This is a genomic window from Citrobacter amalonaticus, from assembly GCF_037053465.1.
In the GTDB taxonomy this organism is placed as follows: Bacteria; Pseudomonadota; Gammaproteobacteria; order Enterobacterales; family Enterobacteriaceae; genus Citrobacter_A; species Citrobacter_A amalonaticus_H.
This window is the reverse complement of record NZ_JBALIF010000004.1, coordinates 58,175-83,527: the sequence shown is the minus strand read 5'-3', so window position 1 is coordinate 83,527 and position 25,353 is coordinate 58,175. Positions and strand designations below refer to the sequence as shown.

Genomic DNA, 25,353 nt, shown 5'->3' with positions numbered 1-25,353 from the left:
CAATTGCATTTTTGATAAGCAGACAGCGAAAAAGAAGGTCAAAATGCGGACAATATTTGCACTTTTCACCCATTTGATAAAAATGTGGAGCAGTTCAAATTCTGATTCCACACCAGCTGACTCTTTTTTCAACAAAAAGATTGATCTCAGCCACAACCAAAAAATGCGAACTTCATGATACAAAGAGGTCTTTCGTCATCCGATTCTACGCAACACGTCTTTCAGTCAGGGCGAGTCATGCAAGCAGAGCAGTCATTTCAGCGAACAGTTACACGGTTGTGTATTCAGTGCGGGCTTTTTTTATTGCAACACGGCGCGGAGAGCGCGCTGGTCGATGAACTCTCAACCCGTCTGGGGCTGGCATTAGGAATGGACAGCGTGGAAAGCGCTATCTCTTCCAATGCTATCGTTCTCACCACCATAAAAGACGGGCAATGCCTCACCTCCACGCGGAAAAACCAGGATCGTGGGATTAACATGCACGTGGTCACCGAAGTTCAACACATTGTCATTCTTGCAGAACACAAACTGCTGGATTACAAAGGCGTCGAAAAGCGCTTTAGCCAGGTTAAGCCACTCCGCTACCCGCGCTGGTTAGTCGCGCTGATGGTCGGGCTTTCCTGCGCCTGCTTTTGTAAGCTGAATAATGGCGGGTGGGATGGCGCAGTCATTACTTTCTTCGCCAGCATGGTAGCGATGTATATTCGCCAGCTACTGGCCCACCGGCAAATGCATCCGCAGATTAATTTCTGCATCACCGCGTTTGTTGCCACCACGATTTCCGGCCTTTTACTGCATCTCCCCACCTTTGACCAGACGCCGACGGTGGCGATGGCCGCCAGCGTGCTGCTACTGGTTCCGGGCTTTCCCCTGATCAACGCCGTAGCGGATATGTTTAAAGGCCACATTAATACGGGTCTGGCGCGCTGGGCTATCGCCAGTTTGCTGACGCTCGCCACCTGTGTGGGCGTGGTGATGGCACTTACGCTTTGGGGGCTTCGCGGATGGGTATAATCGATTTTATTCTCGCGCTGATACAGGACATGTTACTTTCCGCCATCCCTGCCGTTGGGTTTGCGATGGTCTTTAACGTCCCGCACCGTGCGCTGCCCTGGTGCGCTTTGCTCGGCGCCGTCGGGCACGGCTCACGCATGGTGATGATGACGGCTGGTTTTAATATTGAATGGTCCACGTTTGTCGCGTCTATGCTTGTGGGCAGTATTGGAATTCAATGGTCGCGCTGGTATCTGGCGCACCCTAAAGTGTTTACCGTCGCAGCAGTTATTCCCATGTTTCCGGGAATTTCGGCCTACACCGCGATGATCTCCGCGGTCAAGATCAGCCATTTCGGTTACAGCGAACCATTAATGATTACGCTGCTGACCAATTTTCTTAAAGCCTCGTCGATTGTGGGTGCGCTGTCTATTGGCCTTTCCGTGCCCGGATTATGGTTCTACCGCAAGCGCCCCCGGGTTTAATCTCTGCGGCAGGCGCATCCCTGCCGCTCATCCTTAGCGGTGTGTTACTATAGAAGCAGAGTCCCTTCTCGGTTGTAGTCGGTATTGAGAAACGTTATGTCATCCAGAATTTTGACCCCGGACGTCATTGGTATTGACGCCTTATTACACGATCACCAGACCGTACTGGCGAAGTCTGACGGCGGCGCGGTCGCGGTGTTTGCCAACAACGCCCCGGCTTTTTACGCGGTGACCCCCGCACGCCTGGCACAACTGCTGGCGCTTGAAGAAAAGCTCGCCCGGCCGGGTAGCGATGTGACGCTGGATGCGCAATTTTATGAAGAACCGCAGCCCGTCCCCGTCGCTGTACCGCTGGGGAAATTCGCCATGTACCCCGCCTGGCAGCCAGATGCCGACTTTCAGCGTCAGGCCGCGCTCTGGGGCGTGGCGTTGAGTGAACCTGTCACCCCCGAAGAACTGGCCTCGTTCGTCACCTACTGGCAAGCAGAAGGGAAAGTTTTTCACCACGTGCAATGGCAGCAAAAACTGGCGCGTAGCGTTCAAATCAGCCGGGCCAGCAACGGCGGCCAGCCGAAGCGCGATGTGAATACGGTCAGCGAACCGGATAATCAAATTCCACCGGGTTTTAGAGGTTAAGCATGAAAAACGTTGGCGATCTGATGAAACGTCTGCAAAAAATGATGCCAGCCCATATCGAACCGAAGTTCAAAACGGGCGAAGAGTTGCTGGCATGGCAGAAAGAGCAAGGTGAAATCCGTGCCGCGGCGCTGGCGCGTGAAAACCGGGCGATGAAAATGCAGCGTACCTTTAACCGTTCCGGTATCCGCCCGTTGCACCAAAACTGCTCGTTCGACAACTATCACATTGAATGCGAAGGCCAGATGAACGCGCTGAGCAAAGCGCGTCAGTACGTGGAAGAGTTCGATGGCAACATCGCCAGCTTTATCTTTTCCGGTAAGCCAGGAACGGGGAAAAACCATCTTGCCGCCGCGATTTGCAACGAGCTGTTGCTGCGCGGGAAGTCGGTGCTGATTATCACCGTGGCCGATATCATGTCGGCGATGAAAGAGACCTTCAGCAACCGCGAAACCAGCGAAGAACAGTTGCTTAACGATCTCAGCAATGTTGATTTACTGGTTATCGACGAGATCGGCGTACAAACCGAATCACGCTATGAAAAGGTGATTATCAACCAGATCGTCGATCGCCGTTCCTCCTCGAAGCGCCCAACCGGTATGCTCACCAACAGCAATATGGACGAAATGACCAAACTGCTGGGGGAACGGGTGATGGACAGGATGCGACTCGGCAACAGTTTATGGGTGATCTTTAACTGGGACAGTTTTCGCAGTCGGGTGACCGGCAAAGAGTATTAAGACCATTCTTAGACTTTGCAACGCTATACTGCAACGAAAGTCCTCTTTACGAGTAATGATGATGAATACAACCAAACGTATTTTGTGCGGTGTAATAACCGCGAGCGCCCTGCTCGCCACCAGCGCCTTCGCCGCGTCCTGGCAGGATTCTCTCTCCAGCGCCGCCAGCGAGCTCAGTCAGCAAAGCGCCACCTCGTCGCAGAGCGGCACCTCACTCTCTTCCCTGACCAGCCTGCTCAATGGCGGCAATCAGGCACTGAGCGCCAACAATATGAACAACGCAGCCGGTATTTTGCAGTACTGCGCAAAGCAGAAACTGGCGTCCGTCACGGATGCGGAAAACGTAAAAAACCAGGTGCTGGATAAACTGGGGCTGGGCGCGACGGAGCAAAAGCAGGACACCAACTATCTGGACGGGATTCAGGGTCTGCTCAACACCAAAGACGGGCAGCAGTTGAATCTGAATAATATCGGCACCACTCCCCTCGCCGAGAAAGTGAAAACCAAGGCCTGCGATCTGGTTCTGAAACAGGGGATGAACTTCATTTCCTGACCTGAGATGCCGCGTTTTGGCCGTTCTCCGGCAGACGCGGCATTTTCTCTCTCTTTTTCCCCGTCCCCCTCGCCCATTCGCCTGTCCGCAGGTCGTGATGACGATCATGAAAGTCCATATCTAAACCAATTCTGAATAACAAGGTAATTAAATGTCACTAGAATTGCAGCTACGTGACAACCCCATTACATTGTATGCCCTGAAAATAGATTAATTGCCAGTCGAACGCCTGGTTTAGAGCCTTGCTGCAAAGGTTACTCATGAGGATCGTCTGTTGTCTGAGTTTCTTTCCATCGCCCTGTTTCTCGCTTCAGTGCTGATTTATGCCTGGAAAGCGGGTCGCAACACCTGGTGGTTTGCCGCCATACTCACGGTGCTGGGACTGTTTGTGGTCTTAAATATCACCTTGTACGCCAGCGACTATTTTACGGGTGATGGTATCAACGATGCAGTGCTCTACACGCTAACAAACAGCCTGACGGGCGCTGGTGTAGGCAAATACATCCTGCCAGGTGTCGGAATTGCGCTGGCGCTGGTTGCCGTTTTTGGCTCGCTCGGCTGGGTGTTGCGTCGTCGCCGTCACCATCCGCATCATTTCGGTTATAGTCTGCTCGCTCTGCTACTGGCGTTAGGTTCTGTGGATGCGAGCCCGGCATTTCGTCAAATCACTGAACTGGTGAAGTCACAGACGCGCGATGGCGATCCGGACTTTACGGCTTACTATAAAGAACCGGCAAAAAGCATTCCCAATCCGAAACTGAATCTGGTGTACATCTATGGCGAAAGTCTTGAGCGCACCTATTTCGATAACGATGCCTTCCCGGATCTCACGCCAGAACTGGGCGCGTTGAAAAATGAGGGCATCGATTTCAGCCATACCCAGCAACTGCCGGGGACGGATTACACGATTGCTGGTATGGTCGCCTCCCAGTGCGGCATTCCGCTGTTTGCACCGTTTGAAGGTAACGCCTCGGCATCCGTTTCCAGCTTCTTCCCGCAGAATATTTGTCTCGGCGATATCCTGAAAAACTCCGGTTATCAGAACTACTTTGTCCAGGGCGCAAACCTGCGTTTCGCCGGTAAAGACGTGTTCCTGAAATCCCACGGTTTTGATTATCTGTATGGCGCTGAAGAGTTAAAAAGCGTCGTCGCCGATCCGAATTACCGCAACGACTGGGGTTTCTACGATGATACCGTGCTGGAAGAAGCGTGGAAAAAGTTCGAAGCGCTCTCCCGCTCGGGTCAACGTTTCTCTTTGTTTACACTGACGGTTGATACCCATCACCCAGATGGTTTTATCTCGCACACCTGTAACCGCAAACGCTACGACGTTGACGGTAAGTCCAACCAGTCCTTCAGCGCCGTCAGTTGCAGTCAGGAAAATATCGCGGCGTTTATCAATAAAATCAAAGCGTCACCGTGGTTTAAAGATACCGTGATCGTGGTCTCCTCAGACCATCTGGCGATGAACAACACCGCATGGAAGTACCTGAACAAGCAAGAACGCAACAATCTGTTCTTCGTGATACGTGGCGACAAGCCGCAACAGGAGACGCTGGCGGTCAAGCGCAACACGATGGACAACGGCGCGACGGTGCTGGATATCCTCGGCGGGGACAACTATATCGGTCTGGGGCGCAGCAGCCTGTCCGGTCAGTCGATGTCGGAAGTGTTCCTCAACAGCAAAGAAAAAATCCTGGCCATGAAGCCGGACATCATTCGCCTGTGGAACTTCCCGAAAGAGATGAAGGCGTTCACCATCGATCGGGATAAAAATATGATCGCCTTCTCCGGCAGCCACTTCCGTCTGCCATTACTGCTGCGGGTGTCAGACAAACGGGTCGAACCGCTGCCGGAAAGCGAATATTCCGCGCCCCTGCGCTTCCAGCTTGCCGATTTCGCCCCGCGCGATAACTTCGTCTGGGTCGATCGCTGCTACAAGATGGGCCAGTTGTGGTCGCCGGAGCTGGCGCTCTCTACCGACTGGTGCGTCTCACAGGGCCAGCTTGGCGGGCAGCAGATCGTTCAGCACGTCGATAAAGCGCAATGGAAAGGTAAAACCGCCTTTAAAGAGACGGTAATCGACATGGAACGCTATAAGGGCAATGTCGATACCCTGAAGATTGTCGACAACGATATCCGCTATAAGGCCGACAGTTTTGTCTTTAACGTCGCGGGCGCACCGGAAGAAGTGAAGCAATTCAGCGGAATTTCCCGCCCCGAATCCTGGGGACGCTGGTCCAATGCCCAGCTCGCCGAAGAAGTGAAGATTGAATATAAACAGCCGCTGCCGAAAAAATTCGACCTGGTGATTACCGCAAAGGCCTTCGGCAACAATGCCAATCGCCCGATTCCGGTGCGGGTGGGTAACGAAGAGCAGACGCTGGTTTTAAGTAATGAGGTCACCACCACCACGCTGCACTTCGACAATCCGGCAGATGCGGATACGCTGGTGATAGTGCCGCCCGAGCCGGTATCCACTAACGAAGGTAACATCCTCGGCCACTCGCCGCGTAAGCTGGGGATTGGGATGGTGGAGATAAAAGTGGTTAACAACGCCCAGGGCTGACACCCGAAGATAAAGGTGGTTATTTTCGCCACCTTTACCCTAAAAACACAAAATATAAATCTATAAATAGAATAAAAACCAGTAATAAACACCTTATAAATAAAAATTATATTTATAAATATCCTGTAGAAAAAATATCCTCTACGCTTTCCTGACATACATTTAATCGGGAAATATCGTGCTTTCACGTTATCAACTCGTCGTGTTAAGCGACAATTATTACCTTTGGTCCGGGTTGCGCCACTGCATTCCCTTTATGATTGAGCCACACCTGACACTGTCATGGCAGAAAGATCGCCCCGGTGGAGACCTTTTTCTGCTCCGCGAGAAAATTATCCAGGACACGAGCGGTAAAAAATGGCTGATCGTCACCGGCCACAAGCGGATGCGGGAAATGCAACAGCTACTGCCACCCGAAAAGGTCTGCCTGATTCGCGATAACGTTTCCTTAAAACAGCTTGCAAGCCATTTACGGCACCCGGATTTTCATCGCCGTATTGAAAAAGACGCCCCGCTAACGCAGACCGAAGCGCATGTTTGTCGTTTGATTATTAAGGGGTTTTCGACTGTTAAAATCGCCGAAATAATGAACAAATCGCCGAAAACGGTTTACACTCATCGACGAAATGCGATGACAAAATTTCATTGTCATACGCTCGCTGAACTGCATCGTAAAATGCATTTAATGAGCCACCGTAACGAGTGGCTTTCTCTGGCGGAGTGAGCTCCGCCTGTTCTCCTCACTTCATCCCCCGCCCCCATTGTTCAACCCCACTCACTGCCGACTCTGTCCAAAAGCGGTCTGGATCAATGTTACCGATAACATTTAAAGATAAGATTATTCGCACTTCCGCTTAATACAGCGCTATTTTCTGACTGGACTGCTGATAATCCCATGAAATACCTGCTTGCGGACCTGCTCGTCTATGACAACGAGGATGGTACGCTGACCTTACAGAATGGCGCTGAGACAGAGAGTCAGTCGCTAACCTCCACGGCGCAAACCATTCTGAATCTGCTCATCACCCACCACGGGATGGTGGTGGAACGTGAAACATTTTTCCAGGAAGTGTGGGATAACCGGGGATTGCAGGGCTCAAGCAATTCACTGAATCAGTACATCAGTATTCTGCGAAAAATGCTCGCCGCACTGGTGCCGGACAGTCTGTTTATCGTCACCGTCCCGAAAGTCGGTTTCATGCTTAATGCGGAAATGCCCGTCGTGCCACTGAGCGTGGCAACCGCTGACAGCAAGCCCGTTCAGACACGCCGCACTGGTCGACGCGCTCTGGTTATAACGCTTCTTGTCGCCCTGCTGTGCGTATCGCTGTTGTTCTGGCAGCAGCAGCGTCAGCACACTGAGCCGTATTTACTCAGCCATATCGGTACGTGCCCGGTCTATACCTTCTCCCCTCTCGCTGAGGGTTTACACCAGCAGGCCGAAGCCCTGATGACGCAAATCCAGAAAGAGGGGACATTTCGCTGTTTACCGGATTCGCTTTTTTACCTCCATATTCAGGATCCATTGCTGTATGGCGAAGAAGGGCGGCTGGTCCTGTCGCAATGCTCGCGCTTTCACGGGCATGTCAGTAGCTGTCAGACCCTCTATTACTATGCGTGGTGAGCAATGACACAGAAACAACGACTCTTATGCCTTATCGCTTGCAACCTGCTGATTATCGTGGGGACATGGCTCTGGATGAAGCACAGTGAACGCCTCGCACTCACCTGTCAGGGCAGTCTGACCTTTAAGGATCGCCGGGTGAATAATCCGTTCACATTCGAAGGAATGGTGGTCATGCATTTCACCCCGGATGGCAGCGGCTACCTTAATCTGAATGGCGACATCGAGGGCACTAAAAACCACTGGACCGTCTCCCGGCAGCAGAACTTCACCTGGCAACATGTGCATGACGCCTTTTACCAGTTGCATATCCGGGAAGTGGAAAAATACGGCCATGATAATGTTCCTGAAGGCGTTTTCGAAAAATACACGCAGGGGATCACCACCGACCAGAAACGGCTGGTGAACATCCAACGAACGCCGGACAACGCCGTGGTCATCAGTAATGACTACTCGCCACTGCTGGTCTGCGCGGGGTGAAAACCGCGCGCAACGCGCAGAAACGCGGGCGTTCGCGCGATATACTCCCTGCATGAAAATACGCATTCGCCCTACCACACTGGCTGATACCGCCGTCCTGCCCGCCATTGAACGCTCGGCAGGACAACGCTTTTTAGCGATACCCGAACTGGCCTGGATCGCGGACGATCGTATCGTCAGCGCCGAAGAACATCAGCACTATGTCCGCGCAGGAATGAGCTGGCTGGCGCTGGTTGACGATCGGCCCGTTGGCTTTTTGCTCGGTGAAGCAATGGCGTCATCGTTGCATATCGCTGAATTTTCACTGCATCTGGACTGGCAGGGAAAAGGCGTGGGTCGCCGGTTGATGAACGTCGTCACGCAATGGGCACGTGAGCAGGGCTATACGTCTTTGACGTTAACAACGTTTCGTCATGTGGTCTGGAATGCGCCACTGTATGCGCATCTGGGATTTGACATGCTGGAAGATAACGCGCTTCCGGCAGCCTTGCGCCAGAAGCGAGAAGAAGAAGCGGCGCATGGCATCGCGTATGAATCCCGCTGCGCCATGCGCCTGATGCTGCGCTGATTGCCCGATGGCGGCAACGCCGCATCGGGCCCGCACCAGGAAGGTTCAGACTATCCGCTATCCCTTCACCACACGCATCACCGGTCAGAACGTTTCCCAGTTATCACCCGTATCGGCGACGGCAGCTTTACGCGGCTGAACCGGGGCAGCAACGGATTTCACACTCGCCGCTTCACGCGCGCGCTGCTGTTCCTGCTGAATACGGAACACCGCAACGGCCTGCGTCAGGCGACTGGCCTGCTCTTCCAGCGCGGCGGCGGCGGCGGCAGACTCTTCAACCAGCGAGGCGTTCTGCTGGGTTACGCGATCCATCTCCGCCACAGCCAGACCAACCTGGTCAATACCACGGCTCTGCTCATCAGAGGCAGAGGCGATTTCGCCCATAATGTCGGTTACGCGGGTTACCGCATTAACGATCTCGTCCATGGTTTCACCGGCGCTTTCGACCAGCGCAGAACCGACATCAACACGGCTCACCGAGTCTTCAATCAGGCTCTTGATCTCGCGCGCCGCCTGAGCGCTGCGCTGTGCGAGGTTACGCACTTCACCGGCGACCACCGCAAAGCCACGGCCCTGCTCGCCTGCGCGTGCCGCTTCCACCGCCGCGTTCAGCGCCAGTATATTGGTCTGAAACGCAATGCCGTCGATGACGCTGATGATGTCAGCGATTTTCTGCGAACTGGACGCGATGTCGCGCATGGTTTGCACCACGTTATCCACCACTTTCCCGCCTTTCTGCGCGGTTTCAGAGGCGCTTAGCGCCAGATGGCTGGCCTGACGGGCGTTTTCGGCGTTCTGCTTAACGGTAGCCGTCAGCTCTTCCATGCTCGCCGCCGTCTCTTCCAGAGATGCCGCCTGCTGCTCGGTACGGGAAGAGAGATCGTTATTACCCATCGCGATTTCGCTGGCGCCGCTGTAAATGGCGTTCGCGCCGTTACGCACGTCGCCCACGGTACGGACCAGTTCACCCTGCATGTGGCGCAGGCTTTCCGCCAGTTGGCCCATTTCATTGGTGCCTTCCACATCAATCCGCTTCACCAGATCGCCGCTGGCAATATGACGAATGCTCGCGATCAGGCGGTTCATCGGCGCGATCAGCGACAGCTTGATACCAAACCAGACCGCGATAATCACCACCAGCACCGCGAACAGTACGCAGCCCAGAACCCACATCGCCTGGCTGTAAGAACGGTTATTGTCTTCAACGGCCAGATCATACAGACGATCGTTTTGCTGCAGGTAGCTCACGTACTGCTTCTCAAAACCGTCCTGGTATCCCTGGGTGGGCTGATCAAAAAATTCATTGATCTTCCCGGCTCCCAGCAACTGGATCAGTTCGGCCAGCGCGTTGTGGTAGATATCGTAATTACGTTTAATTTCCGCAGACGCGGCTTCGCTCTGGCGTGGGTCACGCGGCAGCGCTTCGTAATCCGCCCAGTTTTTTTCCGCCTGTTTGAGGGAAGCGCTGGCAATCTGCATCAGATCGGCAACGGTCGCGCCGCTACCGATATTATTCTGATCCATCATGTAGCGGATACCCGCACGGTTCAGGGTGTTACGCGTCTGTAGCAGCGCGACCCAACTGCCGTTCAGCGTAGATTGCTGCTGACGAATGGTTTGCAGAACGGTGAAATTCTCTTTGTCATTTTTCAATGCGTTAAAGAACAAACCGCCTGATGTGAGTTGTAAAAGGCCAAATAAAAACAGAACCAGCAAGAGGCTGGTCACGATCTTGATACGTTTTAACATGTTTTCTCTTTCCGCTAGACAGATACTCTGGTTTTCGGCCTGAAATGAGAAAACTTTATGCAAACGCGAGGGATATCACAGGAAATGTGTTCAATGAACTGGCAATAAAAGCGATGACACACTACGCGCACAGGGATCCGGCGAGGATCCCTCACCGATTTGGCTTTACCTCAGCGCGGAAATGTCATCAAACAGCGAACGCGTAATCATCACCCCTTCCTGGCGCGCTTTCTCTCTGGAGCTAAAGCGCCTTTCCCCCGGCAGCCGCGCCCCCTGTTCTTGCATTGATGCAAACAGGGTTTCCGCCCGCGCCAGGTGAACGTGCGCCTCCTCGCCGAGAAAACGAGACGGATCGAGCGCCAGAATCAGCTCGCCGCCATAAGGCAGACCGCCCGCGCCGTCATCCCAGTCCAGCGATTCAGCGCTGGTCATATCGCCGATGAGCGGCCCGGCCAGCAGTTCCACCATCGCCGCGAACGCCGAACCTTTATGACCGCCAAAGGTCAGCATCGCGCCATCCAGCACCGCCTGTGGATCGGTTGACGGTTGTCCTTCACTGTCGATGCCCCATCCTTGTGGGATCGGTTTTCCGGCGCGCAGATGCAACTGGATTTCACCGCGCGCTGCCGCACTGGTCGCCATATCAAAAATATAGGGCGGCTTGCCTTTGCGCGGCCAGCCAAAGGCAATGGGATTGGTGCCGAATAAGGGACGCGTTCCCCCGGCAGGCGCAACCCAGGCATGGCTCGGCGTACAGGCGTAGCCCACCAGCCCGGCGTCTGTAAGCGGTTCAATATCGGCAAACAGCGCAGAAAAGTGAACACAGCGGTTAATGGCCAGCGCCGCTATCCCGCAGGTATTCGCTTTACTGATAAGCAACGGAAGCGCCTGCTCATACGCCACCAGCGAGAACGCGCCGCCGGCATCGGCTTTAACGATGGCTGGCGCCTGGTCGATAATCTGTGGCCGCGCATCGGCAGAGACTTTCCCCTTACGCAGGGTCTCGACGATCCCCAGCAATCGCCATAATCCATGAGACGCACAGCCGTCGCGCTCGCCCGCCGTGACGTTTCGCGCGATGGCATCCGCATGTTCAGCGCTGAACCCATTGCGGAGCAGCACCTCACGCGACAGCGCGTAAGCCTCAGATAAAGTGAGAGTAACGGTTTCCATGGTGTTCTCCTTATAACGTTGTGGCAATAAGCGTAGTCGCTAATCGCCATTCCTTGTTGAATTTTTCTTTGTGATCTCAATCACATAATATCCTCCGTTCACACACTTCTTTACCGCTCACTGACACTTCTGACCGCTTAACTCACCATTTGACCGCTCACTTATTTACCTTACTTTACGCGCGCGTACGTCTGGCATGATCGCCTCCAGCATAGCAGTCAATTTACCTCCTCAAACGCAACCAAAACTCAACGGCTTCGGCCAATTATTAATCTTAGAAAACCAGGTTTTACTATGGATACTAAAAAGATATTCAAGCACATACCCTGGGTGATCCTCGGGATCATCGGGGCATTTTGCCTCTCGGTAGTCGCCCTACGTCGGGGTGAACACGTTAGCGCCCTGTGGATCGTGGTCGCTTCCGTGTCGGTATATCTGGTGGCTTACCGCTACTACAGCCTGTACATCGCCCAAAAGGTGATGAAGCTTGACCCTACACGTTCGACTCCTGCGGTCATCAATAACGATGGCCTGAACTATGTTCCGACTAACCGCTACGTGCTGTTCGGTCACCACTTTGCCGCTATCGCGGGCGCGGGTCCGCTGGTCGGTCCGGTTCTCGCCGCGCAGATGGGTTACCTGCCGGGTACGCTCTGGCTGCTGGCGGGCGTGGTGCTGGCAGGCGCAGTGCAGGACTTCATGGTGCTGTTTATCTCTTCTCGCCGTAACGGTGCTTCGCTTGGCGAGATGATTAAAGAAGAGATGGGTTCCGTTCCAGGAACCATTGCGCTGTTTGGCTGCTTCTTAATTATGATCATCATCCTTGCGGTACTGGCGCTGATCGTGGTTAAAGCGCTGGCAGAAAGCCCGTGGGGTGTCTTCACCGTTTGCTCCACCGTACCTATCGCGCTGTTTATGGGTATCTACATGCGCTTCCTGCGTCCAGGACGTGTGGGTGAAGTCTCCATCATTGGTATCGTTCTGCTGGTGGCATCCATTTACTTCGGCGGCGTGATTGCGCACGACCCGTACTGGGGCCCGGCGCTGACCTTTAAAGACACCACCATTACCTTTGCGCTGATCGGCTACGCGTTCGTTTCCGCGCTGCTGCCGGTATGGTTGATCCTCGCGCCGCGCGACTATCTGGCGACCTTCCTGAAAATCGGCGTTATCGTCGGCCTGGCGCTGGGTATCGTTATCCTGAACCCTGAGCTGAAAATGCCGGCCATGACGCAGTACATCGACGGTACCGGTCCGCTGTGGAAAGGCGCGCTGTTCCCGTTCCTGTTCATTACCATCGCCTGTGGCGCTGTCTCTGGCTTCCACGCGCTGATCTCATCCGGTACGACGCCGAAACTGCTGGCCTGTGAAACGGATGCGCGTTTCATCGGTTATGGCGCGATGCTGATGGAATCCTTCGTGGCGATCATGGCGCTGGTTGCAGCATCCATCATCGAACCGGGTCTCTACTTCGCGATGAACACCCCGCCGGCAGGCCTGGGCATTACCATGCCGAACCTGCATGAAATGGGTGGCGAGAACGCGCCGTTGATTATGGCGCAACTGAAAGACGTAACCGCGCACGCAGCGGCGACCGTCAGCTCCTGGGGCTTCGTGATTTCACCTGAGCAGATCCTGCAAACGGCGAAAGACATCGGTGAACCGTCCGTGCTGAACCGTGCAGGTGGCGCACCGACGCTGGCGGTAGGTATCGCGCACGTGTTCCATAAAGTGCTGCCAATGGCGGACATGGGCTTCTGGTATCACTTCGGTATTCTGTTTGAAGCGCTGTTCATCCTTACCGCACTGGATGCCGGTACCCGTTCTGGTCGCTTTATGCTCCAGGACCTGCTGGGCAACTTCGTGCCGTTCCTGAAGAAAACGGACTCTCTGGTGGCGGGTATCGTCGGTACGGCTGGCTGCGTAGGCCTGTGGGGTTACCTGCTGTATCAGGGCGTGGTCGATCCGCTGGGCGGCGTGAAGAGCCTGTGGCCGCTGTTCGGTATCTCTAACCAGATGCTGGCAGCCGTGGCGCTGGTTCTGGGCACCGTGGTACTGATTAAAATGAAACGCACCAAATACATCTGGGTGACCGTTATCCCGGCTGTATGGCTGCTGATCTGCACCACCTGGGCGCTGGGTCTGAAACTGTTCAGCTCCAATCCGCAGATGGAAGGCTTCTTCTACATGGCTAACCAGTACAAAGAGAAGATTGCCAACGGCGGCGAACTGACCGCGCAGCAGATTGCCAACATGAACCACATCGTGGTCAACAACTACACCAACGCCGGTCTGAGTATTCTGTTCCTGGTGGTGGTATACAGCATCATTTTCTACGGTTTCAAAACCTGGATGAATGTGCGCAACGTGGACAAACGTACCGACAAAGAAACCCCGTACGTTCCGGTTCCTGAAGGCGGTATTAAAACCTCTTCACATCATTAAACCGTAATTGCCGGATGGCGCTACGCTTATCCGGCCTACAAAATGTGCAGTATGTAGGCCGGATAAGGCGAAAGTCGCTATCCGGCTTTAATCATTCACGAGGCGGCACAATGTTTGGTAACTTAGGTCAGGCAAAAAAATATCTCGGCCAGGCGGCAAAGATGTTGATTGGCATTCCAGACTACGACAACTATGTCGAACATATGCAAACCAACCATCCGGACAAGCCGTACATGAGCTATGAAGAATTCTTCCGCGAGCGCCAGCAGGCACGCTACGGCGGCGACGGTAAAGGCGGCATGCGCTGCTGTTAGAAGGAGAAGTGAATGACCCCGATTGCAGTCACCCTACTCACCGGTTTTCTGGGCGCAGGTAAAACCACCCTGCTGCGCCACATCCTCAACGAAGAGCACGGTTACAAAATTGCCGTTATCGAAAACGAGTTCGGCGAAGTATCCGTGGACGATCAGTTGATTGGCGATCGCGCCACGCAGATCAAAACCCTGACCAACGGTTGTATTTGCTGTACCCGTTCGAACGAACTGGAAGATGCCCTGCTGGATCTGCTCGATAACCTCGACAAGGGCACTATTCATTTTGACCGCCTGGTGATTGAATGCACCGGGATGGCCGATCCCGGCCCAATTATTCAGACCTTTTTCTCCCACGAGATTATTTGCCAGCGCTATCTGCTGGACGGTGTCATTGCGCTGGTCGATGCGGTTCATGCCGACGAGCAGATGAACCAGTTCACCATTGCTCAGTCGCAGGTTGGCTATGCCGATCGCATTCTGCTGACCAAAACCGACGTCGCTGGCGAAAGCGAAAAGCTGCGCGAACGTCTGGCGCGCATCAACGCCCGCGCCCCGGTGTATACCGTCACGCACGGCGATATCGAGCTCTCCCTGCTGTTCGATACCAACGGTTTTATGCTGGAAGAGAACGTCGTCAGCGCCCGGCCGCGTTTTCACTTTATCGCCGACAAACAGAACGATATCAATTCCATTGTGGTGGAACTGGATTACCCGGTAGATATCAGCGAGGTTTCCCGCGTGATGGAAAATCTGCTACTGGAATCTGCGGAAAAACTGCTGCGCTACAAAGGGATGCTGTGGATTGACGGCGAACCAAACCGCCTGCTGTTCCAGGGCGTTCAGCGCCTCTACAGCGCCGACTGGGACCGCCCGTGGGGCGACGAGCCACCGCACAGCACGCTGGTGTTTATCGGCATTCAGTTGCCCGAAGACGACATCAGAGCCGCCTTTGCGGGGCTGAAGAAGTAACGTTTCATGCCCGATGGCGCAAGCTTATCGGGCCTACACATTTTCCTCTCTTCCGACTGTCATATTCCAACCTGCGTTTATTCAATACACTCCCCATTCAATTACTTTTATTTATGCTTCATTTATAGAATCAAAATATATATCAGCCAAAAAGATCAATAGCGCAAATGAATTTTTCCCAATAAAAAGATCGACTTAGTCTGTTTTTACACTAAAAATAGGAGGCGTTTACCCCAGACAATAAAAAGCTTATTCATTAGGGCAAGGAATGCATTTATGACTTCGAGTAATTTCTCCCAGGTGGCCGCTTTTCTTTGGTCCGTTGCCGATTTATTGCGTGGCGATTTCAAACAGTCGCAATACGGTCGCATCATCCTCCCCTTTACACTTCTGCGTCGACTGGAATGTGTGCTGGAAAGCAGCAAGCCAGCGGTACTTGAACAGGCGCAAAAAGTCTACGGGATGAAGCTGCCAGAAGAGGCGCAAGAGAAAATGATCCTGCGCGCAGCGGACGGGCTTACCTTCTACAACGCATCCCCCATGGATCTGAGCAAAATGGGGCAAAACGGCATTAAGGCCAATCTGGAGAAGTACGTGCAGTCGTTCTCCACCGATGCCCGTGAGATTTTCGAACACTTCAAATTCAGCGAGTTTGTCGGCCAACTGGAAGAGGCTAACCTGCTCTATAAAGTCGTACAAAAATTCGCGACAACGGACCTGAGCCCGCAAGCCATTTCGAATCATGAAATGGGGTTGATCTTTGAAGAACTCATCCGCCGTTTCGCGGAAAGTTCAAACGAGACGGCGGGTGAACACTTCACCCCGCGCGACATCGTTCGCCTGACCACTTCTCTCGTCTTTATCGGCGACGACGAGGTTCTGACGAAAGACGGCATCATTCGCACGCTTTATGACCCCACAGCCGGTACGGGCGGCTTTCTCTCTTCCGGTATGGAATACCTGCATGAACTGAACCCCAACGCGGTGATGCGGGCCTACGGTCAGGAACTCAATCCGGAGTCCTGGGCCATCTGTAAAGCAGACATGCTTATCAAAGGTCAGGACGTCAGCCGTATCAAGCTCGGTAATACCCTCTCGAACGATCAGTTACCGGGGGAGAAATTTGACTACATGCTCTCTAACCCGCCGTTTGGCGTGGACTGGAAAAAGATTGAAGGGGACATCAACAACGAGCACCAGCAAAAAGGGTTTGATGGGCGTTTCGGCCCGGGACTCCCGCGTGTTTCAGACGGTTCACTGCTTTTTCTGCTGCATCTGATCAGCAAACTGCGCGACGCGAAAAGCGGCGGTGGGCGCATCGGTATTATCCTCAACGGTTCCCCGCTGTTTACCGGCGGTGCGGGCAGCGGAGAAAGCGAAATCCGCCGCTACATTCTGGAAGCCGATCTGCTGGAAGGGATTATCGCGCTGCCGACGGACATGTTTTACAACACCGGTATCGCCACTTACGTCTGGGTGCTCAGCAATAACAAAGCACCTGAACGCAAAGGGAAAGTTCAGCTTGTTGATGGCAGCAACCTGTACGGCAAAATGCGCAAATCGCTGGGTTCTAAGCGTAATCAGATGGAAGAGGCGCACATCCGTCTGCTCACCCGCACCTTTGGCGATGTTGAGGCCATCGATACCGTCACGCTGGAGGCGCTTGGCCTGGAGAAGGCGCCGGAGCAAAAATCGGGCCGGGGTCGCCAGGCGACCAGCAAAAAAGACGCGCCAAAAACCTTCGCCAGTAAGCTCTTTCGCGGCACCGATTTCGGCTATCGCCGCCTGACCATCGAGCGCCCGCTGCGTCTGACCACACAAATCAGCAATGACGCTATCGCTACGCTGCGTTTTGCGCCGAAACCCCTCAATGCCCCTATGGAATGCCTGTATGACGCCTTTGGCGCACAGTGGCAGGAAAACAACTACGGTGATTTCTCAACGCAGGAAACGCAAGCGCGTGCGATCCTGAAGGCGGAATTCAGCGAGCTGAAAGAGAAGCAGATGATAGATCTGCTCGACAGAAAACTGTGGCTGACCCAGCACGAGCTGATGACGAAAGCGCGCGTTTTACAGGCTGCGTTTGGCACAACCGAGGGGGGATGCCACGCTGCCAGCAATGACTTTAATCAGTTCCAGAACGATTTAAAAAGTGCGCTGAAAGCCGCTGGCGTAAAGCTGGATAGCAGAGAGCAAAAGCAGTTTATTGATGCCATCACCACCCGTAACCCGGATGCGGAGCCGGTGGTGAAAAAGGTCTTAAAAGAAGACCCACAGCCGCTTTACGGCGCGTTTAATTATCGTGGACAGGTCGTCGAATTTGAGCAGGACGGGGAACTCCGCGACAACGAAAACGTGCCGCTTAATCCCGCCGTCGCGACCAGCGTACTCATTGAGAACTACGTAAAAGCGGAAGTGTTGCCCCACGTTCCCGATGCGTGGATCAACGCCGACAAGCGTGACGCCCTCGACGGTGAGATCGGCATTGTCGGCTATGAAATCCCCTTTAACCGTCACTTTTACGTCTATACGCCACCACGATCGCTGGAGGAGATTGATGCCGATCTCGATGCGGTAAGCGTCGAGATTATGCAACTGCTGCGGGAGGTACACTCCTGATGGCTAAATATAAGGCATATCCAGAGTATAAGGATTCTGGGGTGGAGTGGTTGGGGGAGATTCCGGCACATTGGAGAACAATATCTATAGCTAGATTGTTTTCCCGAAATAAACGAACCGGATATACGGGAAAGGAATTACTTTCCGTTTATAGGGATTATGGTGTTATCCCCAAATCTAGTAGAGATGATAATAATAACAAGCCCTCAGAGGATTTGTCATCTTATCAATTGGTTAAACCAGATGATTTAGTAATGAACAAGATGAAAGCGTGGCAGGGATCTATCGCAATTTCAGAGTATGAAGGTATCGTCAGCCCTGCATACTTTATTTACCAGCCAAATGAAATGCTTTTCAAGCAGGCATATCCAAAGTACATACATTATTTACTTCGTAACCCGATTTACGTTACTCAATATTTAAGCCGTTCCAAGGGGATTCGTGTCAATCAATGGGACTTAGACCCTGATGAATTCAGGAATATTGAAATTCTATTACCAAGGAAGAGTGAACAGAGCAAAATATTCAGTTTTCTTGATCACGAAACCGCAAAAATCGATAACCTTATCGAAAAACAGCAACAACTGATTGAACTGCTGAAAGAGAAGCGCGAGGCAGTGATTAGCCATGCAGTAACCAAAGGGCTAAATCCTGATGTGCCGATGAAAGATTCTGGGGTGGAGTACCAGCAGAAAAAACCCTTACATTGGACTTTAAACAAATTTCGCTATATGTTCAATTTTGATAAAGGGTTAACAATTACAAAAGAGAACCTTCAGGATGAAGGTATTCCTTGCATAAACTATGGAGAAATACACTCTAAATACCACTTTGAAGTAGATACCAAAATTCACAAACTGAAATGTGTTAATGAATCATATATAAAAAATAACAAGAACTCCTTACTCTATAAGGGAGATATAATTTTTGCAGACACATCTGAAGACATCGAAGGGGCCGGTAATTTTTCTCAATTAGTAAGCAGTGATATTGTATTTGCTGGTTACCATACAATAATTGCACGTTTATACAATAGAGAAAACTATCGTTATTATGCTTACCTTTTAAACTCTCAAGAGTTAAGAGCACAAATACGATATTCTGTTAAAGGTGTTAAAGTATATAGTATAACCCAAGCTATTCTTCGAAATATTTCATGCTGGCTCCCTTCGTCTGACGAACAAAACCATATTGCAAAATATCTTGATCAGAAGATTACAAAAATCGACACCCTAATCGAAAAACAACACCAGCAAATCGAACTCCTTCAGGAACGCCGTACCGCCCTGATCTCCGCCGCTGTCACTGGCAAAATTGACGTCCGCAACTGGCGCGCGCCAACGGATCAACCCCAGGCAGAAGCCATCGCGGAGGCCATGGTATGAATCACGACATCACCCGCGAAATCAACCTGCAAAACGACATTATTGCCCAGATGTCCGCCAGCGGTTGGGTTATCGGTAAAAGCGATGGCTATGACCGTGAACGTGCGCTGTATGCACAGGATACGCTACAGTTTGTGCAATCCACGCAGCCGCGGGAATGGGAGAAATTTGCCAGAGTCTATCCCAACGATACTGAACGCCATTTTCTCGACGCTCTGGTTTCACAACTCAAAAAAGCCGATAGCAATGCCACCGACAGGCAGTCGCGTTGCTGGGGTACGCTCGGCGTGCTGCGTCACGGTTTGAAAATTCGCAATGCGCGCTTCTTCCTCTGCCAGTTTAAGCCGGAGCACAATCTGAATCCGGATACCCTGGCGCGCTATCAGCAGAATCGCTGTCGTCTCGTGCCGGAACTGGTTTACAGCCCTTACGCCAGTGCCGTGGAGGAAAACGGTATCAAAGCGAAACGCTGGCGTATTGACCTGGTACTGTTTATCAACGGCCTACCCATCGCAACGCTGGAACTGAAGTCTGAATTTAAGCAAGCGGTGCAAAACGCCATCACACAGTATAAGAAAACCCGTCTTCCTCACGATCCGATCACGCATAAACCGGAACCGCTACTGACCTTCAAACGCGGGGCGCTGGTGCACTTTGCCGTCAGCCAGTTCGAGGTGTATATGGCGACGAAACTCGAAGGCGATCAAACACTCTTCCTGCCGTTTAACAAAGGGACACATGAAGGTGGCGCGGGTAACGATATTCCGCTGGATGCGGGACGCTACGCCACAGATTACTTGTGGAATGACATCCTGCGTCCAGATAATTTATTGAAAATTCTGGCGAACTTTGTCCACCTGCACATTACTGAAAAAGAGGACTGGAACGGGATCCGCTATAAAAAAGAGAGCCTGATTTTCCCCCGTTATCATCAATGGGATGTGGTTAACGCACTGGTAAAAGCGGTTGCTGTCGAAGGCACGGGCAATAAGTATCTGATTCAGCACAGCGCTGGTTCCGGTAAATCCAACTCCATCGCGTGGACTGCGCATCAGCTTTCCCGTCTGTACGATCCGCACGGTGAGAAATGGTTCCACTCGGTCATTGTCGTCACCGACCGTACCGTTCTCGACGATCAGCTCCAGGACACAATTTATCAGTTTGAACACGCGGATGGCGTGGTTGGGCGAATCAACAACAAAGAAGGTGATGGGTCCAAATCAGAGAAACTGGCCAGTGCGTTAGAACACTCACAGCCCATTATCATCGTCACTATCCAGACCTTCCCGTTTGTGCTTAAAGCCATCGAAAACAGCGTCAGCCTCCGGCAGCGCAGATATGCCGTGATTGCTGATGAAGCGCACTCATCACAAAGTGGCAGCACTGCGCGCCAGTTAAAAGAAGTATTGATGCTTGAAGATAAAGATGACGATACGGTGCCCTCTGCGGAGGACAGCCTGAATGCTACGATAGCGTCGCGGCGCAGTAGCCGTAATCTGAATTATTACGCCTTTACCGCCACACCAAAATCGAAAACCCTGGAGCTGTTTGGTCGCCTTCCGCATCCTGATGAGCCGCCTTCCCGAACAAATAAACCTGCGGCATTTCACGTCTATACCATGCGACAGGCGATTGAGGAGGGTTTTATTCTCGACGTTCTTAAAAACTACACTAATTACAAAGTGGCATATCAGCTACTGCAAAAACTGGAAAATGGTGACAGGGAAGTCGACAGCAAACGCGCGAAGGTGAAGCTGAATCAGTGGGTGACACTCCACGATCATAACGTGTCGCAAAAGGTGAAGGTCATTGTTGAACACTTCCGTAAGCATGTGATGAATCTGCTTGGCGGACAGGCAAAAGCGATGGTTGTCACCAGTTCACGTAAGGCGGCGGTTCGTTACAAGCTGGCCTTTGATCGGTACATCGCTGATAACAACTATCATAAGATCAGCGCCATGGTGGCGTTCTCAGGCGAGGTTGAATTTGACGAGAGTGAACAACACGATCAGGCGCTCCTCCATCATAAATTTACCGAAACCAACATGAACCCCGGTCTGAATGGCCGGGAGATGCGCAAAGCGTTTGATAGTGATAACTATCAGGTCATGCTGGTTGCGAACAAGTTCCAGACGGGTTTCGATCAGCCTAAACTGTGTGCGATGTACGTCGACAAAGCGCTCGGCGGTGTCGAATGCGTACAAACCCTTTCACGACTGAATCGCACCTATCCAGGAAAAGCAGAATCCGGCACGTTCGTGCTTGATTTTTATAATGAACCTCAGGATATCCTCGACGCATTTCAGCCCTATTATCAGACCGCTGAACTCACCGATGTCAGCGATCCTGCGCTGGTATTCGATCTCTTCGAAAAATTACGCGCGAGTCAAATCTTCCAGTGGAATGAAGTGGAACAACTTTGCGAGGCGTTCTTTGCCAAAAACCGCTCCAACGCGGCAATCAGTAATCTTTGCCGTCCTGCCGTCGAACGCTGGCAAAAGCGTTATGCCCTCGCGATCGATGCGTATCTGACGGCAAAAGAGATGTTTGAACGTACGAAGAAAACCGGCGATACGGTACTGATCACCAATGCGGAAAACAGTTTTAAAAGCTGTAAACAGGAGAAAGATCGGCTGGAGATCTTCAGAAAAGATCTGGGCAGCTTTGTACGCTTTTATGAGTTTATCTCGCAGATTGTAGAGTATGACGATCCCTCACTGGAAAAACTCAGTCTGTTCGCGCGCCATTTGCGCCCTTTGCTGCGTGAGCAACCACTGGAAGAAGATGAGATCGATCTCACCAGTGTCGAGATGAGCCACTACCGTTTATCGAAAATTCACGAACAGCATCTGAAATTGCAGGAAAATGCACCCGATTATACGCTCGATCCCAACAGTGCTGTTGGTACGGCGAAACCCAAAGACAAAAAAGAAGAATATCTCTCTCAAGTGCTCTCACGAATGAATGAACTGTTCATTACCGATCATCTGACCGAAAAGGATTTGATCAGTAGCGTGATAACTATCCAAAATAAAATTTCGGAAAATAAGACCGTGATGATGCAAATAAAAAATAATGCCCCCGAACAGGCCATTCTTGGCGATTTTTATCAGGCAGTGGACGATGCAGTAATGGACAGTAACGATGCGCAACAGGAATTTATGATGCAGTACTTATCGGATCCAGCACGGGCGCAAGGTTTCGCCCGTCTGATGTTTGATATGATCACGGGGAAAATATTGCTGCCTGTATAAAATTATAGTTAGCTATGGACTTTCTAATTTCAGAGTTAATTGATACAAATTGCACGACAAGAACATTTTGAAATTTGAACATAATTGAAAGGAAAATAAATGATGAACAAAATAATAAGAAAGCTTATCCCAATAAATACTGATGGTTACGCATTTTATATTCTCTTAGGTTTCTTCTGTTCCGCACTTATGGAGATAAATTCATTACTACCCTATTATATACAGTTGGATATATTTTATTCCACCGAGATTAGTTTTCTTACATATAAACCTGCCAGTTTTATATTATTCATAGAGTATGCTTTAGCCATATTTTCTTATTTTTTAATAAATTCAAAGTATGGTAAATATTTCATCAATGCTCTAAACGACTTACATACCAGAATTGAGCAATTATGCTCTCCTGCGTTTTTTATTATGGCAGGCACCGTATTATTATGCGCAACAACAGGATTTATAGGCGACATTTTTGGAAGTGGTGAATACTATAAAAAATACGCAGTGAACTTCTCTTTTCTGGCTATAGTTTTTTTAGCAATGATAGCCCTATCCAACTTATTTATCAAAATACCTCATTTTCTCAAAAGTAAACCACAATTTAAAGAAATTGCCGTAATAATTCTTGTCGCCTTTTTCATAACTCCTTTCATTAACAATGGGAAAGAGGAAATCACCTTAAAAATTGACAAGTATAAATATTACGAAATAAAAGAAAAAACTAAAACAAAGCCAGAGATATACATTGAAAATATTATTAAAAACCTAAAATTAGATTAAATTTACCTCGTACCCCAACATCATCATGTGGGGTATTTCTTATTTAAGGTATTTCTGAATACATCGCTTAAATAGCACACTGTGCTCATCCCTCCACCACAAACCACGTCGCCACCAGCGCCACGGTCACCGAAGTGATGCGATACAGATCGCTGAACACCAGGTCGCTGTCCGGGTGCATCTGACATCCAGCCTCTGCCTTTTAAATACTCACTATTCGATCTGATCCCGCCGTAACCCCAGATCCTTTAAGCGTTCATCACTCATTTGTTGCAGAATACGTCGGGTTTCCGCCTGAATACGCCATTTTTTGAACGCCCGCCAAAGCAGGACAAAACCTGTAAACGGTTGCTTCGCTCTGTTCTCGTGAAATTCCATACCCGCCTCCTCGTAACCAGAAGGCTCTATTCTGGCGGGTATCGCGACGTACAATACAGATTCAAAAAACACTTTTATTTAACATACAGATTCGCTAAAACGATATCTGCACAGCATAATTTTCACCTGTCTGTACTGGTTTTCAAATCTGTATGGCACCCATGAGGGATACAGCATGACGCGTTATCAACATCTGGCTAACCTGCTGGCCGAGCGTATTGAGCAGGGGCTGTATCGCCACGGAGAGAAATTACCGTCAGTCCGTAGCCTGAGCCAGGAACATGGGGTCAGCATCAGCACCGTACAGCAGGCCTATCAGACGCTGGAAACGCAACAGCTCATTACACCACAACCTCGCTCAGGCTACTTTGTGGCGCCGCGAAAAGCGCAGCCCCCCGTTCCGCCGATGTCGCGACCGGTACAGCGTCCGGTTGAGATCACGCAATGGGAGCAGGTGTTGAACATGCTTGAAGGCCATCACGACGCCTCGGTTATCCCACTGAGTAGCGGTGTCCCTGATGTCAGCCAACCCAGCCTGAAACCCCTCTGGCGCGAACTCAGTCGCGTCGTGCAACACAATCTGAGTGCGATTCTGGGCTACGATGAACTGGCCGGCAGCCTCGCGCTACGCCAGCAAATCGCCCGGCTGATGTTGGATGGCGGCTCGGTGGTTAATGCCGACGATCTGGTAATCACCAGCGGCAGCCAAAGCGGGATGTCGCTGGCATTGCTTGCCGTCTGCCAGCCCGGCGATATTGTCGCCGTGGAATCCCCGGCGTATTACGGCACCATGCAACTGCTGCGCGGTCTAGGGATCAAAGTGATTGAGATCCCAACCGATCCGGATACCGGCATCAGTATCGAAGCCCTGGAACTGGCGCTCGAACAGTGGCTGATCAAAGGGGTTATCCTGGTACCCAATTGCAATAATCCACTCGGGTTTATCATGCCGGATGCCCGCAAGCGGGCTGTTCTGGCGCTCGCCCAACGCCACGACATTGTGATTTTCGAGGATGATGTCTACGGCGAACTGGCGACAGAGTATCCTCGCCCCAGAACCCTTCATTCCTGGGATATCGACGGTCGGGTCATTCTGTGCAGTTCGTTCACCAAATCGGTCGCCCCGGGTCTGCGCGTCGGCTGGGTCGCTCCGGGTCGATACCATGACAAACTGCTGCACATGAAGTATGCCGTCATTGGCACCAACGTGCCCGCCACGCAACTGGCGGCAGCGGCGTTCGTCCGGGAAGGGCATTATCATCGTCACGTCCGGCGTATGCGCCAGATTTATCAGCGTAACAGAGAGATATATACCTGCTGGGCGAGGGAATATTTTCCCTGCGGGATCTGCGTCACGCGTCCAAAAGGCGGCTTTATGCTGTGGGTCGAATTGCCGGAACAGGTGGATATGGTTTGTGTTGCCAGACAGCTTTGCCGCCTGAAAATTCAGGTAGCGCCTGGCTCACTGTTCTCTGCCTCCGGCAAGTATCGCAACTGCGTGCGCATTAATTGCGCACTACCGCCCAACGAAAAGCATCGGGACGTGATGCAAAAGCTGGGCGAGGCGATCAGGGTGGCGATGGAGGAAATCGCGACACCAGGGCCTCTTAACCTGTGATATAACAAATCCTCACTGTGCAGG

Annotated in this window: 21 protein-coding genes; 18 read left to right on the top strand and 3 right to left on the bottom strand. The window is 51.8% G+C overall.

Features of this window, described 5'->3' with window-relative positions:
• Positions 1 to 237: 237 nt before the first annotated feature.
• From WB371_RS08135 to WB371_RS08090, 10 genes are all read left to right on the top strand, one after another.
• Entirely contained in the window at positions 238 to 1,014 is a 777-nt protein-coding gene (locus tag WB371_RS08135) for a threonine/serine exporter ThrE family protein (RefSeq protein WP_336219574.1), read from the top strand.
• On the top strand, positions 1,005 to 1,478 hold the full coding sequence (locus WB371_RS08130) for a threonine/serine exporter (RefSeq protein ID WP_336219573.1): 474 nt from the start codon (positions 1,005 to 1,007) through the stop codon (positions 1,476 to 1,478). Before WB371_RS08135 ends, WB371_RS08130 begins: the two co-directional genes overlap by 10 nt.
• A 96-nt stretch (positions 1,479 to 1,574) precedes the next feature.
• The gene (dnaT, locus tag WB371_RS08125) at positions 1,575 to 2,114 is read left to right on the top strand and encodes a primosomal protein DnaT (RefSeq protein ID WP_336219572.1); all 540 of its coding nucleotides are present in this window, start codon (positions 1,575 to 1,577) and stop codon (positions 2,112 to 2,114) included.
• A 2-nt stretch (positions 2,115 to 2,116) separates the two neighbouring features.
• Positions 2,117 to 2,854 (top strand): DNA replication protein DnaC, encoded by a 738-nt coding sequence (gene dnaC, locus WB371_RS08120; protein ID WP_336219571.1) that lies wholly within the window; start codon positions 2,117 to 2,119, stop codon positions 2,852 to 2,854.
• Positions 2,855 to 2,912: 58 nt separating this feature from the next.
• Positions 2,913 to 3,407, top strand: coding sequence for a DUF2501 domain-containing protein (locus tag WB371_RS08115; protein WP_336219855.1), 495 nt, complete (start codon positions 2,913 to 2,915; stop codon positions 3,405 to 3,407).
• Between the two features lie 274 nt (positions 3,408 to 3,681).
• Complete coding sequence (gene opgB, locus WB371_RS08110; protein ID WP_336219570.1) at positions 3,682 to 5,976, top strand: phosphatidylglycerol--membrane-oligosaccharide glycerophosphotransferase; 2,295 nt, start codon at positions 3,682 to 3,684, stop codon at positions 5,974 to 5,976.
• 178 nt (positions 5,977 to 6,154) lie between these two features.
• Entirely contained in the window at positions 6,155 to 6,700 is a 546-nt protein-coding gene (locus WB371_RS08105; RefSeq protein ID WP_336219569.1) for a LuxR C-terminal-related transcriptional regulator, read from the top strand.
• A 171-nt stretch (positions 6,701 to 6,871) separates the two neighbouring features.
• Positions 6,872 to 7,600 (top strand): winged helix-turn-helix domain-containing protein, encoded by a 729-nt coding sequence (locus WB371_RS08100; protein WP_336219568.1) that lies wholly within the window; start codon positions 6,872 to 6,874, stop codon positions 7,598 to 7,600.
• A gap of 3 nt (positions 7,601 to 7,603) precedes the next feature.
• The gene (locus WB371_RS08095; RefSeq protein ID WP_336219567.1) at positions 7,604 to 8,080 is read left to right on the top strand and encodes a hypothetical protein; all 477 of its coding nucleotides are present in this window, start codon (positions 7,604 to 7,606) and stop codon (positions 8,078 to 8,080) included.
• 52 nt (positions 8,081 to 8,132) lie between these two features.
• Entirely contained in the window at positions 8,133 to 8,648 is a 516-nt protein-coding gene (locus tag WB371_RS08090; protein WP_336219566.1) for a GNAT family N-acetyltransferase, read from the top strand.
• 84 nt (positions 8,649 to 8,732) lie between these two features.
• Here the strand turns inward: WB371_RS08090 and tsr are convergent, their stop codons facing one another.
• Both tsr and WB371_RS08080 read right to left on the bottom strand, forming a co-directional pair.
• Positions 8,733 to 10,397: a methyl-accepting chemotaxis protein gene (gene tsr / locus WB371_RS08085; protein ID WP_336219565.1), complete on the bottom strand. Its 1,665-nt coding sequence runs from the start codon at positions 10,395 to 10,397 to the stop codon at positions 8,733 to 8,735.
• 165 nt (positions 10,398 to 10,562) lie between these two features.
• Positions 10,563 to 11,570: an Ldh family oxidoreductase gene (locus tag WB371_RS08080; RefSeq protein WP_336219564.1), complete on the bottom strand. Its 1,008-nt coding sequence runs from the start codon at positions 11,568 to 11,570 to the stop codon at positions 10,563 to 10,565.
• Positions 11,571 to 11,864: 294 nt separating this feature from the next.
• Here WB371_RS08080 and btsT point away from each other — a divergent pair, with 294 nt between their 5' ends.
• From btsT to WB371_RS08045, 7 genes are all read left to right on the top strand, one after another.
• Entirely contained in the window at positions 11,865 to 14,015 is a 2,151-nt protein-coding gene (gene btsT / locus WB371_RS08075) for a pyruvate/proton symporter BtsT (RefSeq protein WP_336219563.1), read from the top strand.
• Between the two features lie 110 nt (positions 14,016 to 14,125).
• Complete coding sequence (locus tag WB371_RS08070) at positions 14,126 to 14,329, top strand: YbdD/YjiX family protein (protein ID WP_024130742.1); 204 nt, start codon at positions 14,126 to 14,128, stop codon at positions 14,327 to 14,329.
• A gap of 12 nt (positions 14,330 to 14,341) precedes the next feature.
• Positions 14,342 to 15,298: a GTPase gene (gene yjiA, locus WB371_RS08065; protein ID WP_336219561.1), complete on the top strand. Its 957-nt coding sequence runs from the start codon at positions 14,342 to 14,344 to the stop codon at positions 15,296 to 15,298.
• 276 nt (positions 15,299 to 15,574) lie between these two features.
• Entirely contained in the window at positions 15,575 to 17,917 is a 2,343-nt protein-coding gene (locus WB371_RS08060) for a class I SAM-dependent DNA methyltransferase (RefSeq protein WP_336219560.1), read from the top strand.
• Complete coding sequence (locus tag WB371_RS08055) at positions 17,917 to 19,302, top strand: restriction endonuclease subunit S (protein ID WP_336219559.1); 1,386 nt, start codon at positions 17,917 to 17,919, stop codon at positions 19,300 to 19,302. The genes WB371_RS08060 and WB371_RS08055 overlap by 1 nt, the downstream gene beginning before the upstream one ends.
• Positions 19,299 to 22,556, top strand: coding sequence for a type I restriction endonuclease subunit R (locus tag WB371_RS08050; RefSeq protein WP_336219558.1), 3,258 nt, complete (start codon positions 19,299 to 19,301; stop codon positions 22,554 to 22,556). The genes WB371_RS08055 and WB371_RS08050 overlap by 4 nt, the downstream gene beginning before the upstream one ends.
• A gap of 99 nt (positions 22,557 to 22,655) precedes the next feature.
• Positions 22,656 to 23,333 (top strand): hypothetical protein, encoded by a 678-nt coding sequence (locus WB371_RS08045; protein WP_336219557.1) that lies wholly within the window; start codon positions 22,656 to 22,658, stop codon positions 23,331 to 23,333.
• Between the two features lie 213 nt (positions 23,334 to 23,546).
• Here WB371_RS08045 and WB371_RS08040 read toward each other — a convergent pair whose 3' ends face one another.
• Positions 23,547 to 23,711, bottom strand: coding sequence for a DUF1127 domain-containing protein (locus WB371_RS08040; RefSeq protein WP_336219556.1), 165 nt, complete (start codon positions 23,709 to 23,711; stop codon positions 23,547 to 23,549).
• Between the two features lie 175 nt (positions 23,712 to 23,886).
• Here WB371_RS08040 and WB371_RS08035 point away from each other — a divergent pair, with 175 nt between their 5' ends.
• Complete coding sequence (locus WB371_RS08035) at positions 23,887 to 25,329, top strand: PLP-dependent aminotransferase family protein (RefSeq protein WP_336219555.1); 1,443 nt, start codon at positions 23,887 to 23,889, stop codon at positions 25,327 to 25,329.
• Positions 25,330 to 25,353: the final 24 nt, after the last annotated feature.